The sequence below is a fragment of the Ensifer sp. ENS11 genome (assembly GCF_014851895.1).
GTDB classification, from domain to species: domain Bacteria; phylum Pseudomonadota; class Alphaproteobacteria; order Rhizobiales; family Rhizobiaceae; genus Ensifer; species Ensifer canadensis.
In genome coordinates this window covers 111,372-132,241 of sequence record NZ_JACVAN010000001.1, presented here as the reverse complement: position 1 = coordinate 132,241, position 20,870 = coordinate 111,372, and the positions used below count along the sequence as shown (strand labels likewise).

General features: G+C 62.7%; 18 protein-coding genes. 2 read left to right on the top strand and 16 right to left on the bottom strand.

What is annotated here, in order from left to right; all coding sequences use genetic code 11:
* Positions 1–146 precede the first annotated feature (146 nt).
* The 12 genes from IB264_RS00635 to rimP all read right to left on the bottom strand — a co-directional run bounded on the left by IB264_RS00635 (position 147) and on the right by rimP (position 13,899).
* On the bottom strand, positions 147–1,163 hold the full coding sequence (locus tag IB264_RS00635; protein ID WP_025425496.1) for a class I SAM-dependent methyltransferase: 1,017 nt from the start codon (positions 1,161–1,163) through the stop codon (positions 147–149).
* Between the two features lie 83 nt (positions 1,164–1,246).
* Positions 1,247–3,388, bottom strand: coding sequence for a polyribonucleotide nucleotidyltransferase (pnp, locus tag IB264_RS00630; RefSeq protein WP_025425495.1), 2,142 nt, complete (start codon positions 3,386–3,388; stop codon positions 1,247–1,249).
* 358 nt (positions 3,389–3,746) lie between these two features.
* Entirely contained in the window at positions 3,747–4,016 is a 270-nt protein-coding gene (rpsO, locus tag IB264_RS00625; protein ID WP_025425494.1) for a 30S ribosomal protein S15, read from the bottom strand.
* A gap of 170 nt (positions 4,017–4,186) precedes the next feature.
* Positions 4,187–4,438, bottom strand: a complete 252-nt coding sequence (locus tag IB264_RS00620) for an SH3 domain-containing protein (RefSeq protein ID WP_025425493.1) — start codon at positions 4,436–4,438, stop codon at positions 4,187–4,189.
* 65 nt (positions 4,439–4,503) lie between these two features.
* Positions 4,504–4,632, bottom strand: coding sequence for a hypothetical protein (locus IB264_RS35080; RefSeq protein ID WP_255569776.1), 129 nt, complete (start codon positions 4,630–4,632; stop codon positions 4,504–4,506).
* Between the two features lie 43 nt (positions 4,633–4,675).
* Complete coding sequence (locus IB264_RS00615) at positions 4,676–6,397, bottom strand: sensor histidine kinase (RefSeq protein WP_025425492.1); 1,722 nt, start codon at positions 6,395–6,397, stop codon at positions 4,676–4,678.
* 270 nt (positions 6,398–6,667) lie between these two features.
* Complete coding sequence (gene truB, locus IB264_RS00610; protein WP_025425491.1) at positions 6,668–7,603, bottom strand: tRNA pseudouridine(55) synthase TruB; 936 nt, start codon at positions 7,601–7,603, stop codon at positions 6,668–6,670.
* Between the two features lie 8 nt (positions 7,604–7,611).
* Entirely contained in the window at positions 7,612–8,019 is a 408-nt protein-coding gene (gene rbfA / locus IB264_RS00605) for a 30S ribosome-binding factor RbfA (RefSeq protein ID WP_025425490.1), read from the bottom strand.
* Between the two features lie 73 nt (positions 8,020–8,092).
* Entirely contained in the window at positions 8,093–10,795 is a 2,703-nt protein-coding gene (gene infB, locus IB264_RS00600; protein WP_025425489.1) for a translation initiation factor IF-2, read from the bottom strand.
* A 105-nt stretch (positions 10,796–10,900) separates the two neighbouring features.
* A complete protein-coding gene (locus IB264_RS00595; RefSeq protein WP_025425488.1) occupies positions 10,901–11,599 on the bottom strand; it encodes an RNA-binding protein in 699 nt (232 codons plus the stop codon).
* Positions 11,599–13,215, bottom strand: coding sequence for a transcription termination factor NusA (gene nusA / locus IB264_RS00590; RefSeq protein WP_025425487.1), 1,617 nt, complete (start codon positions 13,213–13,215; stop codon positions 11,599–11,601). Before nusA ends, IB264_RS00595 begins: the two co-directional genes overlap by 1 nt.
* A gap of 48 nt (positions 13,216–13,263) precedes the next feature.
* Positions 13,264–13,899, bottom strand: a complete 636-nt coding sequence (rimP, locus tag IB264_RS00585) for a ribosome maturation factor RimP (protein WP_081788827.1) — start codon at positions 13,897–13,899, stop codon at positions 13,264–13,266.
* A gap of 260 nt (positions 13,900–14,159) precedes the next feature.
* Here rimP and IB264_RS00580 point away from each other — a divergent pair, with 260 nt between their 5' ends.
* Positions 14,160–15,794 carry an MFS transporter gene (locus tag IB264_RS00580; RefSeq protein WP_038575795.1) on the top strand — a complete coding sequence of 545 codons (1,635 nt, stop codon included), beginning with the start codon at positions 14,160–14,162 and terminating at the stop codon, positions 15,792–15,794.
* Between the two features lie 48 nt (positions 15,795–15,842).
* Here the strand turns inward: IB264_RS00580 and IB264_RS00575 are convergent, their stop codons facing one another.
* The 3 genes from IB264_RS00575 to IB264_RS00565 all read right to left on the bottom strand — a co-directional run bounded on the left by IB264_RS00575 (position 15,843) and on the right by IB264_RS00565 (position 18,468).
* A complete protein-coding gene (locus IB264_RS00575; RefSeq protein ID WP_025425484.1) occupies positions 15,843–17,081 on the bottom strand; it encodes a lytic murein transglycosylase in 1,239 nt (412 codons plus the stop codon).
* A gap of 62 nt (positions 17,082–17,143) precedes the next feature.
* Entirely contained in the window at positions 17,144–17,749 is a 606-nt protein-coding gene (recR, locus tag IB264_RS00570; protein ID WP_025425483.1) for a recombination mediator RecR, read from the bottom strand.
* Positions 17,750–17,856: 107 nt separating this feature from the next.
* Positions 17,857–18,468 (bottom strand): LysE family translocator, encoded by a 612-nt coding sequence (locus IB264_RS00565; protein WP_025425482.1) that lies wholly within the window; start codon positions 18,466–18,468, stop codon positions 17,857–17,859.
* A gap of 128 nt (positions 18,469–18,596) precedes the next feature.
* Here IB264_RS00565 and IB264_RS00560 point away from each other — a divergent pair, with 128 nt between their 5' ends.
* Entirely contained in the window at positions 18,597–20,420 is a 1,824-nt protein-coding gene (locus IB264_RS00560; protein WP_025425481.1) for a patatin-like phospholipase family protein, read from the top strand.
* 120 nt (positions 20,421–20,540) lie between these two features.
* Here the strand turns inward: IB264_RS00560 and IB264_RS00555 are convergent, their stop codons facing one another.
* Positions 20,541–20,864, bottom strand: coding sequence for a YbaB/EbfC family nucleoid-associated protein (locus IB264_RS00555; protein WP_025425480.1), 324 nt, complete (start codon positions 20,862–20,864; stop codon positions 20,541–20,543).
* Between the last annotated feature and the right edge of the window lie 6 nt (positions 20,865–20,870).

Here is a 20,870-nt window from a genome sequence, read left to right as displayed (position 1 = left end):
GACACATCGGCAGCGAGCATGGTGAGCCCGATCAAGGATGATGGCAACAGGCAATCTTTTGCCTTCACGCCGACGGATGAGGCGCACACCCAAAAACGAAAGAGCCGGGCGACGAACCCGGCTCCTTGCTTGACTTCGATTGCGGCTCAGCGCTTGCCCCAGAGAACCTTGAAGCGTGCGTTGCGGCAGGTCTCGCCATATTCCTTGAAGGTCTCGGCGAGCACCTGCTCATACTGCAGGCCGCGATTGGCGACCAGCATGACCTTGCCGCCCTGCTTCAGCGCCTTGTGCGCCGCCTTGATGATCGCCACGCCCAGCGCCGGTTCGGCGGCATGGCCTTCGTGGAACGGCGGGTTCATGACGATGAGATCGTATTTGTCGCGCGGCTCTTCGCTCGTCAGGTCGAACCAGTAGAAGCGCGCCGGCATGCGCGGAGCGTTTGCCGGCATGTTGACGCGGGCCGCCTCCAGCGCATCGTGGTCGGCCTCGAAGAGGTCGATGCCCTTCGTGCCGGGCGACGCTTCGGCGAGCTTGACCGCGAGATAGCCCCAGCCGGCGCCGAAATCGGCGGCATGGCCGTTGAAGTCGCGCGGCAGGCGCGAGGCCAGCAGTTCGGAGCCGGCATCGATGCGATCGTGCGAGAACATGCCCGGAGAAGCTGCGAACAGGCCGTCGACCCGGACCGGCACCTTGGCAAGTTTCTGAACAGCGTCGGTGACGTCTTCCGGTCGGGTGAACCAGAAGGCGACGCCGTGATATTTCGGCAGGTGATCGCCATCCCATTCGAACTTGGCGATGCGCTTCTTCAGCGACTGGATGCCATCTTCCTTGCCGCCGGCAACGACGATGAGCGCGCCGTCGCGCGTGCGCTTCAGCGCCTCGGCGATGCGGTCCTCGTTTTCACCCTTGTGCTTGCCGCACAGGATCAGCGCGACGTCGTAGTCCTCACCGGTGACCACAGGCGCCACGTCGGCGCGCTCGGCCTCAAGGGCGCGATACAGCGGCCTTAGCGGCTGGACGGAAGCGATCGACGCCCCGAAGCCCTCGGGCAGCCTGTAGCCCGCCTCAGCACCGAGGAAGAGCACACGCTCGCCCTCGCCCGGCGGGTCGATAACCCCGGTTTCGAACGGGTGGAACAGGGTCTTCAATGCGTCTCGGCTCATCGGTTTCTTCCGTCGATATCAGTACAAGAAAAGGGCGCGGAGCGATCCGCTCCGCGCCCCGAATGCGTTCGGGTAGAGACCGCTTATTCAGCGGCTTCGCCGTCACCCTTCTTTTCTGCAGCAACTTCCTTGCCGGTCGCCTGGTCGACGACCTTCATGGAAAGGCGAACCTTGCCGCGCTCGTCGAAGCCCATCAACTTGACCCAGACCTTGTCGCCTTCCTTGACGACGTCGGTGGTCTTGGCAACGCGCTCCGAGGCAAGCTGCGAGATATGGACGAGGCCGTCACGGGCGCCGAAGAAGTTGACGAAGGCGCCGAAGTCGGCGGTCTTGACAACGGTGCCTTCGTAGACCTGGCCGACTTCCGGCTCGGCAACGATCGAGTGGATCCACTTGCGGGCCGCTTCGATTTCCTTGCCCGAAGAAGAAGCGATCTTCACGGTGCCGTCGTCTTCGATGTTGATCTTGGCGCCGGTCTTTTCGACGATTTCGCGGATGACCTTGCCGCCGGAGCCGATGACTTCACGGATCTTGTCGACCGGGATGTTCATCACTTCGATGCGCGGTGCGAATTCGCCGAGCTGGCCGCGGCTTTCGGAGATGGCCTTGGCCATTTCGCCGAGGATGTGGAGACGGCCGCCCTTGGCCTGGTTGAGCGCAATGCCCATGATCTCTTCGGTGATGCCCTCGATCTTGATGTCCATCTGGAGCGAGGTAATGCCGGCGTCGGTGCCTGCAACCTTGAAGTCCATGTCGCCGAGGTGATCTTCGTCGCCGAGGATGTCGGAGAGAACGGCGAAGCGCTCATCTTCCTTGATCAGGCCCATGGCGATACCGGCAACCGGCTTTGCCAGAGGAACGCCTGCATCCATGAGAGCGAGCGAGGTGCCGCAGACCGTCGCCATCGACGACGAGCCATTGGATTCGGTGATCTCGGAAACGACGCGCAGCGTGTAGGGGAACTGCTCGGCTTCCGGCAGCATCGGGCGGATAGCGCGCCAGGCGAGCTTGCCGTGACCGATTTCGCGGCGGCCCGGGGAGCCCATGCGACCGGTTTCACCGACCGAGAAGGGCGGGAAGTTGTAGTGCAGCATGAAGCGTTCTTTGTACATGCCGGTCAGGCTGTCAACGTACTGTTCGTCTTCGCCGGTGCCGAGCGTGGCAACGACGATCGCTTGGGTTTCACCGCGGGTGAAGAGCGCCGAACCGTGGGTACGCGGCAGAAGACCGACTTCCGAGACGATCGGACGTACGGTTTCGAGATCGCGGCCGTCGATGCGGCTCTTGGTGTCGAGGATGTTCCAACGAACGATCTTGGCCTGCAGGTGCTTGAAGACAGCGCCGATAACCTCAGGCGTATGCGCCGGCTCGATGCCTTCCGGCAGGAAGTGCGCCTTTACCTTCGCCTTGACAGCGTCGACGGCAACGTAGCGAGCAACCTTCTCGGTGATCTTGTAGGCATTGCGCAGTTCGTCTTCGGCAAGCGAAAGCATGGCGTTTTCGAGAGCGGAATGATCTTCCGGTTCGAATTCGCGCGGCTCCTTGGCGGCAACTTCAGCGAGCTTGATGATGGCGTCGATGACCGGCTGGAAACCCTTCTGGCCGAATACGACGGCGCCGAGCATGATGTCTTCGGCCAGTTCCTTGGCTTCCGACTCGACCATCAGCACGGCTTCCTGCGTGCCGGCGACGACGAGGTCGAGGGTCGACTCGTCCATCTCATCGAGATGCGGGTTAAGAACGTACTGGCCGTTGATGTAGCCGACGCGCGCGCCGCCGATCGGGCCCATGAACGGGATGCCGGACAGCGTCAGCGCAGCGGAAGCTGCAACCATCGACAGGATGTCGGGATTGTTTTCGAGGTCATGCTGCATGACCGTGACGATGACCTGGGTGTCGTTCTTGTAGCCATCGGGGAAAAGCGGGCGGATCGGGCGGTCGATCAGACGCGAAACCAGCGTTTCGTTCTCGCTCGGACGACCTTCGCGCTTGAAGTAGCCGCCCGGGATTTTGCCGGCGGCGTAGGTCTTTTCCTGGTAGTTGACGGTCAGCGGGAAGAAGTCCTGGCCCGGCTTCGGCGACTTGGCCGAAACGACGGTGGCGAGAACGACGGTTTCGCCGTAGGTGGCGAGAACGGCGCCGTCAGCCTGACGGGCGACCTTGCCGGTTTCGAGCTTGAGCGGACGCCCAGCCCATTCGATTTCAACCTTATGGGTATCGAACATGTTCTGTCCTTCGTGTGCGGCAGACCTTTCCGCGGCTGTTGCAGCGCGGGTGGTCGAAAAACCGCCTGGTATGGCGCATCACGGGCAAGACAACGGGAGGCTTCAAAAGAGACCGGCCGCTTTCCGCTTTGCAAGACCTGGCTGCTCTGCAGCGGGTTCTGCAAGCAGGCGCCGAAGCATCCTGCAATCCTGCCCCATGACGGGCCATCGGTTGATCCGCGGATCCGGCCCATCCGGCCCGCTGGATACCTCTCCTTGTGTGCGCCTAGTGCGCTTGCGGAGAGTTCATTTCCTGAGCGCTCTGCGCTCCATAATAAAAAAGGCCGGCGGACCGCATGCGATCCGCCGGGCAAGTCGCTTAGCGACGGATGCCGAGGGCACCAATCAGCTTGGTGTAGCGCGCTTCGTCTTTCTTTTTCAGATAGTCGAGGAGCGAACGACGGCTGGAAACCATCGCGAGAAGACCACGGCGGGAATGGTTATCCTTCTTGTGGCCCTTGAAGTGTTCGGTCAGGTTGTTGATCCGTTCCGTCAGGATAGCTACCTGGACTTCCGGAGAACCGGTGTCGCCTTCAACGGTTGCATATTCCTTGATGAGCTGAGCCTTACGCTCTGCAGCAATCGACATCGGATGATCCTTTCGATTTCGAGGATTTAGGGACGCCTTCAGCCGGGATGTCGTCCAGCTGCGGCCGTGAATGCAACGGGCATGCGCCTTTTGCTGGCGTGCCTATAACCGAATTGGATGAAAAAGGAAAGGGTCATGAAAATGGCTCTTCAGCGATGGCCGGCCGCCTCTCAATTGCCTGACGGTCGCGGGCGCATCGGCGCCGACTTCAGCTGGTCGCCATCAACCGGGACACAGTCGAGATAGGCGGCAAACACCCATCCGAGTTCGCCGGCAACGCTCGAAACCAGCGCCCAGCCCCTGCCGGCATGCCGGCGTTCGCCGACCCGGCGAACCTTGCTGCCATTGGCCAATGTCATGACGATCCGGCCGTTCGGTTCCGTGCGGACATTACGGCGCCGCGCGTCAAATATGACGCGCAAAGGACGCTGTAACGCTTTAGACCTGCTGCATAATTTTATCCTTAAATCGGATCCGATTTAAGGAATTATGCAGTAAGCGGCGTGCCGGTCGGGTCTGAGACGACACAGGCCACATCCTGGCCGGCGGCGGGTGCCGCAGCCATCAGGCTCAACACGACTGAGAGAATGCCGATGCGACCTGTCCAGCCCCGCATTCCTGCCCCTTTTCAAAACCAACCGTTCAAAACCGAATGCGTCTCAAGGCTCCGCGTCGTCCCCTTCGCCACCCTTGGCATTCCGCGGGATGTTGATCCGCCACTCGATGCCGTCGGGATGCATGATCCGTTCTAATTCGGCCTTCAGCGCCATGCCGAGCATACGCTCCAGCACCAGCGTTCCAAAGCCCTTGCGGGTCGGGTTCGTCTGCGCCTCGATGTCGGCCCCCTCCTCGCGCCAACGAACGGCGATGCCCTCGTCGGACAGCGACCAGCTGAGCTTGACGACACCGGTGGTATTGGCAAGCGCACCATACTTCGTGGCGTTCGTGGCCAGTTCATGCAGCGCCATGCCGAGCGTTTGTGCGCTCTCCGTGTCGAGCCTTAGGGGCGGGCCCGACAGGACCACACGCTTGGGATCATCCGGGGTGAACGGCTGCAGCTGGTTCTGGGCAAGCTCGCGGAAATCGACGCCCTGGGCGGCGTTGGCAATCATCAGATCTGTCGAGCGAGCAAGGCCGGCGATGCGCTTGCGGAAGGAGTCCGCGAAGTCGGCGACGCTTTCGGCCGAATGCACCGACTGATTCAGCATCGACTGGATCACCGTCAGCTGGTTCTTCGAGCGGTGGGCAACCTCGCGCATCAGGAAGCGGATCTCGCCCTCGGCCTTGGTGCGCGACGCCGCGGCCTTGGCAAGGGCTGCGGATACGGTCTCGACTTCGGCGATCATATGCGGGCGCGGCTCGATGCGCTCGCCGGCGCCGAGGCGGCGTGCGTCGAGCGCGACCAGTTTCACCCCTTGCGACAGAAGCCTTGCGATCGCCAGCGATCCCGCAATGGCAATGCCGGCAAAGATGATGCCGCCAAGCGACAGCCACAGGAAGGACCAGGTGGCCGGCGCATCGACCGTGGTGCGCGGCGCCCAGGCGATGATCCGCCAGCCGGTCACGACGGAGAACTCCGTTGCCACCCGATAGGCGGTACCGTTTTCGGTGATGTTGCGCACGCCGATGCTGATCGCCGGCACCTTGTCGAGGAAGAACGGTTCACCCGCCTTGACCCCGGTGTCGGAGGAAATGATGACCTTGCCGTTGCCGTCGACCAGAGCGGCGTTCCAGCCGGGCGACAGCGTTTCGCGGTTCACGGCCTTGGCCATGCTCTCGGCGTTCTGCGTCAGAGCGAGCAGGTATTCCTCGCCGGTTGGAAGCTTCGCCGGCAAATAAACGTTGAAGACCCACTTTTCGGCCGTCTGGCCGAAGAAGACGTTCGAGACCAGCGGCGCACCATTGTTGGTGAAGGCCCGCTCGACGGAGGCGGGATCGGAGGCCTTGGCGAGCGGCGTGCCAAAGGGCACCCGGGTGTTCATGAGCTGATTGTGCTTGCGGTCGATGACGATCAGATAGGAATCGGTATCGGCGAGCGCCGTCGAGGCCCTGCGATAGAAGGCCTCCATGTCGCCGCCCTCCATCGCCGGTGCGGTCGACAGCACCTTCAGCGTCGTCAGCATTCCCTCGACATCGCGCTCGACGATGCGCGTCACCGATCCGGTCGAGGCCTGCAGCAGCGCGGTGATGACCTGCTCCTGTGCGTCGACGCTGCGCTTCAGCACCACGAGCGAAAAGATGAACGCGGGAACGATCGCGATCAGCAGCAGCGAAGTCAGGTAGAAACGGAAAGGCCGCGTCATGCGGTGACGAACGAAATCGAGAGCTGTCGCCAGGCGACCCACGGCAGTCTCCCTTCCCTCTTGCGAAACCTGCGCCAAATGCACCGCCTTTCAACCACAGCGTCGCGCGTCGAATGTAGCGCGCGAAGGCCACCGCAACACCTTAAAACTGCGTCATAATCCTCGCTCCAAATCAATGCCGATCCGGAAAATCATGCAGCAGCCATGACCGCCGGACGAAACGGGCGACAGCAGGCGACGAGCGCCTGCTTGCGAGCTGGAAACGGAACCGTTTCGAAGCAGCCCCAAGCCCTTGGGCGGGATCATGCGTCAGCGATGCGGCAAAGGCAAATGTGGCGATCGAAGCGATCAGCCGACGGCAAAGACCCGCTTCGGGCGGAACTCGCCTTCGGCGATCTCACCGATGGCGATCAGCTTGCCGCGGGTGGTCGCATAGGCTTCTGGCGTTGCCAGAGGCGCGTCTCGGCCACGCAGGATGATAGGATTGCCCATCTTCAGCCGATGCGCCTGGTCGTCGCTGACGGCGATATGCGGCAGGCTGGACAGCGCCTCGCCGGTTTCGATGACGAACGCATCGAGGGCTGCCAGCCGCTCGTCCTCGTCTTCGATCTTTTCGAGTGCCACCAGATCGGCGAGCGGCACCATGTCATCCTCGCCGAACGGCGCGACGAAGGTGCGCCGCAGCGAAGCGATGTGGCCGAAACAGCCTAGATCGCGGCCCATGTCGCGGGCGATCGAGCGAACATAAGTGCCCTTGCCGCATTCGATCTCGAACTGGGCGAGATTGGGCGCGGCGCCGAGCAGCGTCAGGCGGAACACCTCGACTTCGCGTGCCGGGATATCGACGGTCTCGCCATCGCGGGCGAGATCGTAGGCGCGCTCGCCGTCGATCTTGATCGCAGAGAACTGCGGCGGCACCTGGCTGATAACGCCGGTATAGTTCGGCAAGAGGGCGCGGATCGCCTCTTCGGTCGGGCGTGCGTCCGAAGAATGCGTCACCTGGCCTTCGAGATCGTCGGTCGAGCGCTCTTCGCCCCAGGCGACCGTAAATTCATAGATCTTGCGGCCATCCATGACATAGGGGACGGTCTTGGTCGCGTCGCCAAGAGCGATCGGCAGCATGCCGGACGCCAGTGGATCGAGCGTGCCGGCATGGCCGGCCTTCTGCGCCTTGAACAGCCACTTGATCTTGGAAACGGCTTCGGTCGAGCCGAAATCGAGCGGCTTGTCGAGGATCAGCCAGCCCGAGATCGGACGGCCCTTGGGTTTACGCGGTTTGGACATGAACTCTTCTATTCTTCGTCGTCGGTATTCGGATCGAGGTCGCGGCTGACTTCGGGCGAACGAAGCAGGGCATCGATCTTCTTGTAGTTGTCGAAGCTGGTATCGTCGCGGAAGCGAACTTCGGGCATGTACTTCAACTGGCGCAAATGCGGGCCGAGGCGGCCGCGAATGTACTTGGCGTTCTTGTTCAGCGCCTCGATGACCTCAGCATGATTGGGAACGCCGAGCGGCGTCACAAAGGCGGTCGCGATCCTCAGGTCGGTCGACATGCGCACTTCGGAGATCGCGATCAGCGTCTTCTCGATCACGGGATCGCGGACGTCGCCCCGCTGTAGAACCTGCGTGATCGCGGCGCGCACCTGTTCACCGATGCGCAGCATGCGCTGGGAGGGGGCAGAGGATGTGGCTCTGGTCATTGGTCAATACCTCAAAAAAATGCGAGCGCCGAAGGATAACCCGGCGCCCGCACAATTTCTAATCGGACGGATCTTACAGCGTCCGCGTGATGTGTTCGACGCGGAAGCACTCGATCGTGTCGCCTGCGCGGATGTCTTCGTAGTTCTCGAACGCCATACCGCATTCCTGACCGACGTTGACTTCCGAGACTTCGTCCTTGAAGCGCTTGAGCGTCTTGAGCTTGCCTTCGTGGATGACGACGTTGTCGCGAACCAGACGGACGCCGACGCCGCGCTCGACCTTGCCTTCGGTGACGCGGCAACCCGCGACCTTGCCGACCTTGGTGATGTTGAACACCTCAAGGATCTCGGCGTTGCCGAGGAAGGTTTCGCGACGCTCGGGCGAAAGCAGACCGGACATCGCCGCCTTAACGTCATCCACCAGATCGTAGATGATGTTGTAGTAGCGGATTTCGATGCCTCCACGCTCGGCTGCCGAACGGGCCTGATTGTTGGCACGAACGTTGAAGCCGATGATGGCGGCGTTCGATGCTTCTGCGAGCGAGATATCCGACTCGGTGATACCGCCAGCACCCGAATGGACGATGCGCGCACGCACTTCGTCGGTTCCGAGCTTGTCCAGCGCACCGGCGATCGCTTCGATCGAGCCTTGCACGTCGCCCTTGATGACGAGCGGGAACTCCTTGAGACCGGAGGTCTGGAGCTGGGTCATCATCTGCTCGAGCGAACCGCGCGAACCGGACTGACGGGCAACTGCCTTGTCGCGGGCAAGCCGCAGGCGGTATTCCGAGATCTCGCGAGCGCGGCTTTCGTTTTCGACGACGGCGAACTTGTCGCCTGCTGCCGGCGTGCCCGACAGGCCGAGAACTTCGACCGGCATCGACGGACCGGCTTCCTTGACGTGTTCACCCTTGTCGTTGACCAGGGCGCGCACACGGCCCCACTGGTCGCCGGCAACGATGATCTGGCCCGGACGCAGCGTACCCTTCTGAACGAGCACGGTTGCGACGGCGCCGCGGCCACGGTCGAGTTCGGCTTCAACCACAGTACCTTCGGCTGTCCGGTTCGGATTGGCCTTGAGGTCGAGGATTTCGGCCTGGAGCAGGATCGCTTCGAGCAGCTTGTCGAGGTTGGTGCCGTTCTTCGCCGAGACTTCCACGTCGAGAACTTCACCGCCCATGGATTCGACGAAGACTTCATGCTGCAGAAGTTCGGTGCGAACCTTCTGGGCATTGGCCGCCGGCTTGTCGACCTTGTTGATCGCCACGATGATCGGAACACCGGCCGCTTTGGCGTGGTTGATGGATTCGATCGTCTGCGGCATCACGCTGTCGTCGGCCGCAACCACCAGGATGGCAATGTCGGTCGCCTGGGCACCACGGGCACGCATGGCGGTGAACGCCGCGTGGCCGGGTGTGTCGATGAAGGTGATCTTGTTACCGTTCTGCTCGACCTGGTAGGCGCCGATGTGCTGGGTGATGCCACCCGCTTCGCCGGCAACCACGTTGGCATGACGGATGGCGTCGAGCAGCGAGGTCTTGCCGTGGTCGACGTGACCCATGATCGTGACGATCGGCGGACGCGAGACCAGTTCTTCCTCGATGTCGGAAACGTTGAAGATGCCTTCTTCGACGTCGGACTCGGAAACACGCTTGACGGTGTGGCCGAATTCGCCGGCGATGAGTTCAGCCAGGTCGGCATCGATCAGATCGCCGGGCTTCATCATCTGGCCTTCCTTCATCAGGTACTTGATGACGTCGACGGCGCGTTCGGACATGCGCTGCGACAGTTCCTGAATCGTGATGGTTTCCGGCAGAACGACTTCGCGCGAAATCTTCTCGCGGGTCTCCTGCATCTGGCTGCGCTTGAACTTCTCCTGGCGGCGACGCATCGCCGACAGCGAGCGGGCGCGCTGGCCGGCATCCTCGTCGGCAGCGGTGGTCAGCGTCAGCTTGCCCTGGCGGCGACCATCGTCACCCTTCGGGCGCGTGACCGGCTTTGCCGGCTCCGGACGCACGACCTTGCCACGAACCGGACCTGCGCCGGGGCGCGGGCTGCGATCCTCATCCTTTTCGTTGTCGACCTTGCGGCCGCGCAGAGCACCGGCCGGTGCCGGCGTCGGAAGACCTGCTGCCGGGGCGGCGGCGGGCCGTGCAGCCTGCGGGCGATTGTCGACGCGACGCTCGCCGGCTGCAGGTGCGCGAGCAGCCACGGGGCGCTCTTCGACAACCTCTTCGGCCTTGGCTTCGGGCTCGACAGCCGGGCGGGCTGCTTCCTCGGCGGCGCGACGTGCGGCGTCTTCCTTCTCCTGCAGGAGACGGGCTTCTTCCTCACGCTTGCGGCGCGCTTCGTTCTCGGCGCGGATGACCGCTTCTTCAGCTTCGCGGATCTGGGCTTCGGCCAGAGCGCGGCGGCGCGCATCGATCTCACCGGCGGAAAGCTGGTTCAGAACGACACCGACGCGCGGACGGTTCGCCTGGTTGGCTTCCTGGCGCGTCTGGTGCTGCTGTGGCTGCGGGGCCGGGCGGCCCGAAGGCTGCGGCTGAGCCGGACGCTGTTCGGCCGGCCGTGCGGCGGGAGCCGCGGCAACCGGCGTGATCGGGCGCTCGTCCTTGGGGCGATGGAAGGGGCGTTTCTTGGTTTCGACCACGACCGCCTTGGTGCGGCCACGGCCCATGTCCTGACGCACGGTCCCCTGCGAAACCCCGGAGGGCTTCAGGGTCAGCGTCTTCTTGCCTGCTGCGCCGCCTGTCTTGTCGTCGTTGTTGTCGGTCATTCCGTTCCGTTCCTAGCGATCAGGGCCGGATGCGTATCACCTGACCCTGTCTTCCAAATTGTCTCAAACAATGTACGCGATGCCGGATTTTGCCGGTGACGCGCGTCATTGCTGTGGCTTGCCAGCGCCGCCTTCGGCCCGGACCGGGACGGATCCACGGTACTTTTCGAGCATGATTGCGCGCTTCACTACACCCTCACCCGCCTGCCCTGCAAGCGTTGCGGCATGGATAAAAGCATTACTTCCCAAAAGGCCCTCCATTTCCGCCGCCGTGAAGGGGCGGAACGCGGGTATTTCCGTTTCATCTTCAACCACAAAGCTCATCGCCTTGCGGGCCTGGTCAATCTTGCGGACGCCGTCGGCTGCCGCATCACTCGCGTGGAAGACGGCGAGTGCCGCCAATCCACGAACTGCCTGCTCCGTCTTCGTCGCGCCGGAGATGAACTGGGCCGCCTTGCGCGCCATGTTCATCATTCCGGCAAGCTGCTCGACGAGCAGCCTGTCCACGTCATCGGCAAGCGTCGCATCGACCTTGACGTCGGCCTTCAAGGCCCGGGCGAAGAGCTTCTTCGCCATGGCCTTTTCGACCAGCGCCCGCTCCGCCTTGACCCAGCAGCCGCGCCCCGGAAGCTGACGCTTCAGATCGGGAACGATGCGGCCGTCGGGTCCGGCGACGAAGCGGATCAGATCGTCGGGCGAGCCACTCTCGCGCGTGACGATGCAAGTCCGGGTGCTGCCGCTCTTGTCCTTCGGACCGTTGTCCGAAGGCAGAACGTCAGCGTCAGTCGATGCGGTGGTCGCCATCAGGCGTCCTGTTCCGCGCCTTCGGCAACCTCGATCGCCTCATCTACTTCCTGCTCGACGGCGAGGTCGTCTTCCGTGATCCAGCCGGCAGCAAGGCGAGCCTGAACGATCATGGCTTCAGCGTCGGCACGCGAAACTTCGAACTTCGAGAACGTGCCCTCGAAGCGCTTGGTCTCGCCGTCCTTGCGTTCGCTCCAGCCAACCAGGTCGTCAGCGGCGCAACCGGCAAAGTCCTCGATGGTCTTGATGCCTTCCTCGCCGAGCGCGACCAGCATCGGGCTGGTCAGGCCATTGATCGTGCGCAGTTCGTCGGCAACGCCGAGTTCCTTGCGCTTGGCATCCATCTCAGCTTCCAGCCTGTCCAGGTACTCGCGGGCGCGGGTCTGGATTTCGGTAGCCGTTTCGTCGTCGAAGCCGTCGATCGAGGCAATTTCGTCGAGATCGACATAGGCAAGCTCCTCGACAGCCGCAAAGCCCTCGGAAGCCAGAACCTGACCGACCATCTCGTCGACGTCGAGCGAGTCCATGAACAGGTTGGTGCGCTCGTTGAATTCCTTCTGGCGACGTTCGCTTTCTTCCTGCTCGGTGAGGATGTCGATATCCCAGCCGGTCAGCTGCGAAGCGAGGCGAACGTTCTGGCCGCGGCGGCCGATGGCCAGCGACAGCTGCTCGTCCGGAACCACCACTTCGATGCGTTCCGCATCTTCGTCGAGAACGACCTTGGCGACTTCCGCCGGCTGCAGCGCGTTGACGATGAACGATGCCGGATCCTGCGACCACGGAATGATATCGATCTTTTCGCCCTGCAGTTCGCCGACGACGGCCTGAACGCGCGAACCGCGCATACCGACGCAGGCGCCGACCGGATCGATCGACGAGTCGTTCGAGATCACGGCGATCTTGGCGCGCGAGCCCGGATCGCGGGCAACCGACTTGATCTGGATGATGCCGTCGTAGATTTCAGGCACTTCCATGGTGAAGAGCTTGACCATGAACTGCGGATGCGTGCGCGACAGGAAGATCTGCGGGCCGCGCTGTTCGCGGCGAACGTCGTAGACGAAGGCGCGGACGCGGTCGCCGTAACGCATGTTTTCGCGCGGGATCATCTCGTCGCGACGGATGATGCCTTCGCCACGGCCGAGATCGACGATGACGTTGCCGTATTCGACGCGCTTGACGGTGCCGTTGACGATCTCGCCGACGCGATCCTTGAATTCGTCGAACTGGCGGTCACGCTCGGCTTCGCGAACCTTCTGCACGATGACCTGCTTGGCCGACTGGGCAGCGATACGGCCGAAATCCATCGGCGGCAGCGGGTCGGCAATGAAGTCGCCGAGCTTGGCGTCCGGGTTGCGGTCGCGGGCCAGTTCAAGCGGGATCTGGGTGGAATAGTCTTCCGCCTTCTCGACCACTTCCAGCAGACGCTGCAGGCGGATTTCGCCGGTCTTGGAATTGATGTCGGCACGGATGTTGGATTCCGAACCATAGCGGGAGCGCGCGGCCTTCTGGATCGCATCGGCCATCGCGGCCAGAACGATCTCGCGGTCGATCACCTTTTCGCGTGCCACTGCATCTGCGATCTGCAGAAGCTCGAGCCGGTTAGCACTGACTGCCATCTCATGTCTCCGTCTGGTTGCAGGGGGCCTCAAGCACCGCCCCGGCTTTTATTCGTCGATAGGTGAATCTTCGTCTTCAAAATTCTCGTTCGCGGCGCGCGCTGCCTTGGCCTTCTTGTCGGCCGTCAGGGCGTCGCGGATCAGGTCGTCGGTCAGGATCAACCGCGCCTCCGCAAGCGTGGTGAAAGGAATGGTAACCGTCGCTTCCTCGCCATAAGCAGGCTGATCGCGCTCGATCTGGAAACCATCCGCATCCACGGACACGATCTTGCCGCGGAAACGCTTGCGGCCTTCAACCAGCACCGAGGTCTCGCATTTCAGCAGGTGACCCTGCCAGCGGAAGAAATCGGACTTGCGCACCATCGGGCGATCGATGCCGGGCGACGACACTTCCAGATGATACGCCTTGTCGACCGGATCTTCCACATCGAGAACCGGGGAAATGGCCATCGAGATCGCTTCGCAATCTTCGACGGTCATGGTGCCGTCGTTGCGCTCGGCCATGATCTGCAGCGTCATGCCGTTCTGGCCGGACATGCGCACGCGTACCAGGCGATAGCCCATCGGCGTCAGCACCGGTTCGATGATGTCGGCGATGCGCTGATCAAGACCGGTCTCGGTGATCAGGCGGGGTTCAATTTCATTTTCAGCCGTTGTCGGATCGGACAAACGATGTCTCCTCATGGGACCGGCTAATAAAAAAGAGCGGGTCCTGACGGGCCCACTCTTCATCTACCGATCAAGAATTTGAGGCCCATATACGCCTCGTTGCCGCAAATTGCAAGGTGTTCGACCGGTGGTGGCCGAAGCCGCCAGATCGGGGCGGATGGCAGGCAATCGATGCGACGGCAAGTTTCAGCGGCTGGCACTTCGGCCTTCGAGGTTTATAACAGGCAACGAACCGCTTCGATATCGCAATCAAAAGACACGAGAGAGAAGACGAGGTGCCCACCCGTATTTCGCCACTGGCCCCCTTCAAGCACGACATCTTCCGCACCATCTGGATAGCAAGCCTCGCCTCCAACTTCGGCGGCCTCATCCAGTCGGTCGGCGCCGCCTGGCTGATGACCTCGATTTCCTCGTCGGCCAACATGGTTGCGCTGGTGCAGGCGTCGACCGCGCTTCCCATCATGATGTTCTCGCTGGTGTCCGGCGCGCTTGCCGACAATTTCGACCGGCGGCGGATCATGCTGGTGGCGCAGTGTTTCATGCTGACGGTGTCGGCGCTTCTGACCATCTGCGCCTATTTCGGCATCATTACGCCGTGGCTGCTCCTGCTCTTCACCTTCCTGATCGGCTGCGGCACGGCGCTCAACAACCCCTCCTGGCAGGCCTCGGTCGGCGACATGGTTCCGCGCGACGACCTGCCGGCGGCCGTGGCGCTGAACAGTATGGGCTTCAACATCACCCGCAGCGTCGGCCCGGCGATCGGCGGCGTGATCGTGGCGACGGCGGGTGCAGCGGCGGCCTTTGCCGCCAACTCGCTCAGCTACTTCGCCATCCTCTTTGCGCTGATGCGCTGGCGGCGCGAAGTGACCATGAGCCCACTGCCGCGCGAAACGCTCGGCCGGGCGATTACGGCAGGCCTGCGCTATGTCGTCATGTCGCCCAATATCGGCAAGGTGCTGGTGCGCGGTTTCCTCTTCGGCCTTTCGGCAAGCGCCATTCTCGCGCTTCTGCCGCTGGTGGCGCGCGATCTCGTCCAGGGCGGACCGCTCACCTACGGCCTGATGCTCGGCGCCTTCGGTCTCGGCGCGATCGGCGGCGCATTGCTGAGCGCAAGACTGCGCGAAATGATGTCGAGCGAAGCGATCGTTCGCCTGGCTTTTGGCGGCTTTGCCGTGAGCACGGTCGTCATTGCCTTCAGCCCCTATGCCTGGCTCAGCTGTCTCGTGCTCCTGGTCTCCGGCGCATCCTGGGTGCTGGCCCTGTCGCTGTTCAACACCACCGTCCAGCTTTCGGCTCCGCGCTGGGTGGTCGGCCGGGCGCTGTCGCTCTACCAGACCATGACCTTCGGCGGCATTGCCGGCGGCAGCTGGCTCTGGGGCACGACGGCCGAGCAATATGGTGCCACCAATGCGCTTGTTGTCTCCTGTCTGTTGATGCTGGCGGGTGCGGTCATCGGCCTGCGCCTGCCGCTGCCCGAGTTCAAGTCGCTCAACCTCGATCCGCTCAACCGCTTCAACGAGCCGCTGCTCGAGCTGGACCTGAAACCCCGCAGCGGCCCGATCGTCATCATGATCGATTACGAGATCGACGATGCCGACATACCGGAGTTTCTGGAGACCATGGCCGAACGGCGGCGCATCCGCATCCGCGACGGCGCCGGCCATTGGGCGCTGATGCGCGATCTGGAAATTCCGACCACCTGGACGGAAACCTACCATGTGCCGACCTGGGTGGAATATGTGCGCCATAACCAGCGCCGGACGCAAGCCGACGCCTCGGTCGGCGACAAGCTGACGGCGCTGCATCGCGGCGCAGCGCCACCGCGGGTGCATCGCATGATCGAGCGCCAGACGATCGTTCCGACGCATTACGAGCGCTACAAGCGGCAGGTGAACGTCGACATGCACTGAGGCGAAGCGCGCGCCTAGGATTGGGTAAACACGCCGGCAGCAGCAGACTTACCGGAGCTTCGCTTTCAACGTGGCGTCGGGAAAGCAGGTCGGCGCCAGGCCGTTCTTGGCCTGCCAGTCGCCGAGCGAGCGGCGCGTCTTGTAGCCGGCCAGACCATCGGCCTTGCCGACGTCGTAGCCCTTGGCAACCAGCGCCTTCTGCATCGCCAGGACATCGGAGCGCAGCATGTTGCCGACATCGCCCCAGGTGCCGCGGAAGGCACCGCCACCCGCGCCGATGCGATCGGCAAGGTTGCCAATGAACAGCGCATAGAGGTCCGAGTTGTTGTATTCCTTGAGCACATAGAAATTCGGCGTGACGATGAACTCCGGCCCATGAGTGCCGGCCGGAACCAACATCATCGACGGCGCCGAACGCTCATGCGACGGGAAGGCTTTTCCGGAAATGCGGGTGATGCCCTTGGCCGCCCAATCGGACATCGGCCGGGCAAGATCCGGACCTTCCTGTGCGCAGGAGACGCCGGCCGGGATCGACACTTCGAAGCCCCAGTCGCGGCCACGTTGCCAGCCCTTCTTGACGAGATAGTTGGCAATCGACGCCAAGCTGTCGGGAACAGAGTTCCAGATATCGCGGCGGCCGTCGCCGTCGAAATCGACGGCATATTGCAGGAAGCTCGACGGCATGAACTGCGGCTGACCCATGGCGCCGGCCCAGGAGCCGCGCATCGACACCTCTTCGACGTCGCCGCTGTCCAGAATATGCAAGGCCGCGATCAACTCGCGGCGGAACAGATCCGGCCGGGTCGACATGAAGGCCTTGGTCGCCAGGACATCGACGACCGGATAGGGAATTTTCGCGCGTCCGAAGCCGGATTCGCGGCCCCAGATCGCCACGACCACCGATGCCGGAACCCCATAGGTCTTTTCGATCCGCTTCAGGGTAGACGCGTGCGTCGAAGCAAGGCTTCGCCCCGTTGCCGCCAATCCCTGCAGCCGCTTTTCGGAGAAGTAGCTGCCGGGCGAGGAAAACTCCGCCTGGCTCTGCTTCTGCTCCTTCGGCTTGGGGAAGCCGGGTGGGGCCAGATCGGGCAGGTCCCAGTTCAGCTTTACGTCAGCAAATGCGGCCTTGAACGATCGCGCTGATACACCCGACTTCTCGGCTTCCGGCCAGAGATCGCGCTGCAGCCACTGGCGAAACTGGTTCTCGACATCCGCCTTGGAGGCAGCCTGGGCGAAGCCCGTGAAAACGCAGAACAACAATGTCGACAGTGATAGAAATCTCAGCATCCGGCTTCCCTATCGGTTGGATCGCGGGCGGTTGGGGCAAAAGCCCCGATCAATTCGAGGTGTCAGATCGAGGTGCGGGCGCGAAGGGCGGCCGCCAGCGTGCCCTCGTCGAGATAATCGAGTTCGCCGCCAACAGGCACGCCATGGGCAAGCCGCGTGATCTTCACCTCCATCCCCTCGAGCTGGTCGGTGATATAGTGGGCGGTAGTCTGGCCCTCGACCGTGGCGTTGACGGCGATGATCAGTTCGCGGACGCCGCCATTGGCAACGCGCTGCACCAGCCCCTTGATGTTGAGGTCGTCGGGGCCGACGCCGTCGAGCGGCGACAGCGTGCCGCCGAGCACGTGATAGGCGGCGTTCATCGCCGCGGCCCGTTCCAGCGCCCAGAGATCGGCGACATCCTCGACGACGATGATCACCGACTGGTCGCGGCGTTCATCCGCGCAGACCGTACAGGGATCGATCGTGTCGACATTGCCGCAGCACGAGCAGATGCGCACCTTGCGATGGGCCTCGCCCATGGCTTCCGCCAGGGGCCCAAGCAGCTGGTCCTTCTTCTTGACCAGATGCAGCGCCGCGCGCCGCGCCGAACGCGGCCCCAGCCCCGGCACCTTTGCCAGAAGCTGGATCAGTTTTTCGATTTCGGGACCGGTGACTCGCTTTGCCATGCGGCGCTTTTAGCCCATATCGCCGACAAACGGAATCGCCTTGCCGGAATATCACGCGGCTCCCGCCCTCCATTGCGCCGGAACTCACGGACGCATCGAAGCACGGCTCAACGGGTGGCGATGACGACGGCCGCCCCGGCGATGGTTCCGGCGCTGGCGCGGTTGGCGAGGCGAACGGCGCGCTTGCTCTTTAGGAGCTTGCGCGCATTGGCGGCCATGGTCACCCAGCCGAAATCGACCACGACCAGAACCACCAGCATCGTCGCAACCAGCTCCATCCAGCCGATCAAGGTGACCGAGCGCAGGTCGATGATCGAGGGCAGCAACGCGACGTAGAACATCATCACCTTGGGATTGCCGAGCGTCACCGTCAGGCCGGCAAAGAACAGCTTGGAGGGTGAGCGCGACTGCGGCAGGCTGTCGCCGGGCAGATCCGGTTCGGCCATCCACATTTTCCAGGCGAGATAGAGCAGGTAGGCGACGCCCAGCCACTTGATGGCAACGAACAGCAGATGGAAGCTTTCGGCAATCGCCGCCAGGCCGGCCACCGCAAATGACAGCCAGATGGCCTCGCCGATCCAGAGCGCCACAAGGAAGGGTAGAACGTCGCGCGCGCCCTTCGAAAGCACGCGGGCCACAAGGGCGGCGACGCTCGGGCCGGGCGAGCCGGCCGCAACCAGCAAGGCGCCGGCAAACATAAGCAGGGACGTCATGGTCATGCGCGATCCTCCTCGAGAGGCGGCAAATTACCATGCTTTGCCGTCGGCGCCAGCCTTCCGCCGCTGCGAAATTGCGTGCATCGAACATCAACACAATCTAATGTTGTTGTTCGGAGATGGAGGGTGCGATGAACGATACGACTTTCCGTTACGCCAAACCCAGCGAAGAGTGCGACCTCATCATGAAGGGTGGCATCACCTCCGGCGTGGTATTCCCGCGCGCCATCACTGAACTGGCAACCCGTTACCGCTTCATGCACATTGGCGGAACTTCGGCTGGCGCGATCGCCGCCGTGATGACGGCGGCCGCGGAGTACCGGCGGCAAACCGGCGCGACGGTGGAAGAGAAGAATGCCGGCTTTGCCCTCATCGACGGCATGCCTGGCGAGCTGGCGGCAAACCTTTCAACCTTCTTTCAGCCCTCTGCCGACACGGCCCCCCTCTTTCGCATCGGCATGGCCGCCATTCGCACCCAGCACAGCAGGGCCATGGCCTGCGCCTTGGAGACGCTGCGGGTCTTTGCCCTGCCGGCGTTGCTTGGCGCTGCACCCGGCATTTTGATCCTTATTGCAGGTGTGCTCGGCACCGGCGCCGCGACAATACTGCTCGGCATCGTCACCGCTTTGACCGGCGCAATCTTGATGATCCTCTATCAATTCTACCAGGCGGTAGCGGTGCTCTTGCCGGCCAACGATTTCGGTCTTTGCAGCGGCCTGACCCAGCCGGGCATGAAGAACCCGGCTTTCACCAACTGGATCTCCGAAAGAATAGAGGCGATAGCCGGTCCCCTCCGGCAGGATGGTTCGGACAGGCCGTTGACAATTGGCGACCTCGAGGCGCACGACATCACGCTTAGAAGCGTGACCACCGACCTCTCCTCGCGCCGTCCTTACGAGTTGCCATTCGGAGACCGGGTCCATAATTATCGCAAGTCGGAGTTCGAGGCGTTGTTTCCGTCCTCGATCATGGCGTACCTGCTCAAGGAGAGCAAACCACGCGACATCGTCGCGGCCGATGGGTCGAAGGACTTCTACCAGCTACCGCCGGCAAACAAGCTGCCCGTGGCCATTCTCGCCCGGATGAGCCTGAGCTTTCCCGGGCTGATCCGTGCCGTGCCGCTTTACCGCTACGACTACTCGCTGAAAAGCAGCGCACGGCGCGATCCCGCTACGCACATCCGCTGTCTGTTTTCCGACGGTGGCATCACCAGCAACTTTCCGATTCACCTTTTTGACGGCCTTCTGCCTGGGCGACCGACCTTCGGCATCTCGCTTGCCAGTTATGATCAGCGGCGGCACGGCGATGACGCGGACGGGGCAAGCCGCGTCTATCTTCCGCGCAGGACGTCCGAAGGCAAGGTCGCGCCCATCTACCCGGTCGACGGGCTGTTCGGCTTTGTCGGTGCCATCCTCGACACGGCGCGCAATTGGCAGGACACGCTGCAGAGCCAGCTGCACGGTTACAGCGAGCGGATCGTCGAAGTCAGGCTCGACGACGACAAGGAGGGTGGGCTCAATCTGGATATGGATCGCGAAACCGTCGCCTATCTCAGCGCACTCGGCGGAAAGGCCGGCGAGACTCTTCTTAACGATTTCGACTTCAACGAACACCGTTGGCGTAGAGCGTTGACGATGCTGCCGACATTGGCGGAATCGCTCAGAAAGCTCTCGGCGCGCTACAATGCGCCGCCGACGGACAGCACCGCCGACTATCCAACGATCCTGACGAAATACGACCCGACCGGATTGGTGGGGTCGTCCAAGGCCGAACGCGCAGCGCTCAACGATTTCGCCTTCAAGCTCGCCGAGATCGGCGCGGCGCTCGATCAACGACCGATACCGCCGGCCTCTACACAGAAAGCCGATCTGCGCATCACCGCCAGCATGGACACCAATCCGCGCGGCGCCACTCCGGCGAAACCGATCGTTCCCGCACCGGCGCCCGACTCATAGAGTCGTTTCCGATTTGGACGGAACCGCACAAATGATCTATCTCTTTGTTTTTACGCATTTCCTGACGGAAAACCGCTTCGCACTTTTCCTGGAAATGGTCTAGCAGCGAAGAACGGCCGATCAGAACGGCAGCTTCATACCGGGCGGGATCGGCAGGCCGGCTGTGAGTTCGCGGGTCTTTTCGGCCTGGACGGCCTCGGCCTTGTCCTTGGCGTCCTTGTGGGCGGCGACGATCAGGTCTTCGAGGATCTCGACATCGTCTTCCTTGAACAGCGACGGGTCGATCTTCAGGCTCTTCAGAGTGCCCTTGCCATCGAGGCGGACGGTGACGAGGCCGCCACCGGAGACACCATCGACTTCGAGCGCAGCGATTTCCGCCTGCATCTTCTCCATCTTGGCCTGCATTTCCTTGACCTTGCCCATCATCCCCATGATGTCGCGCATCGTCGT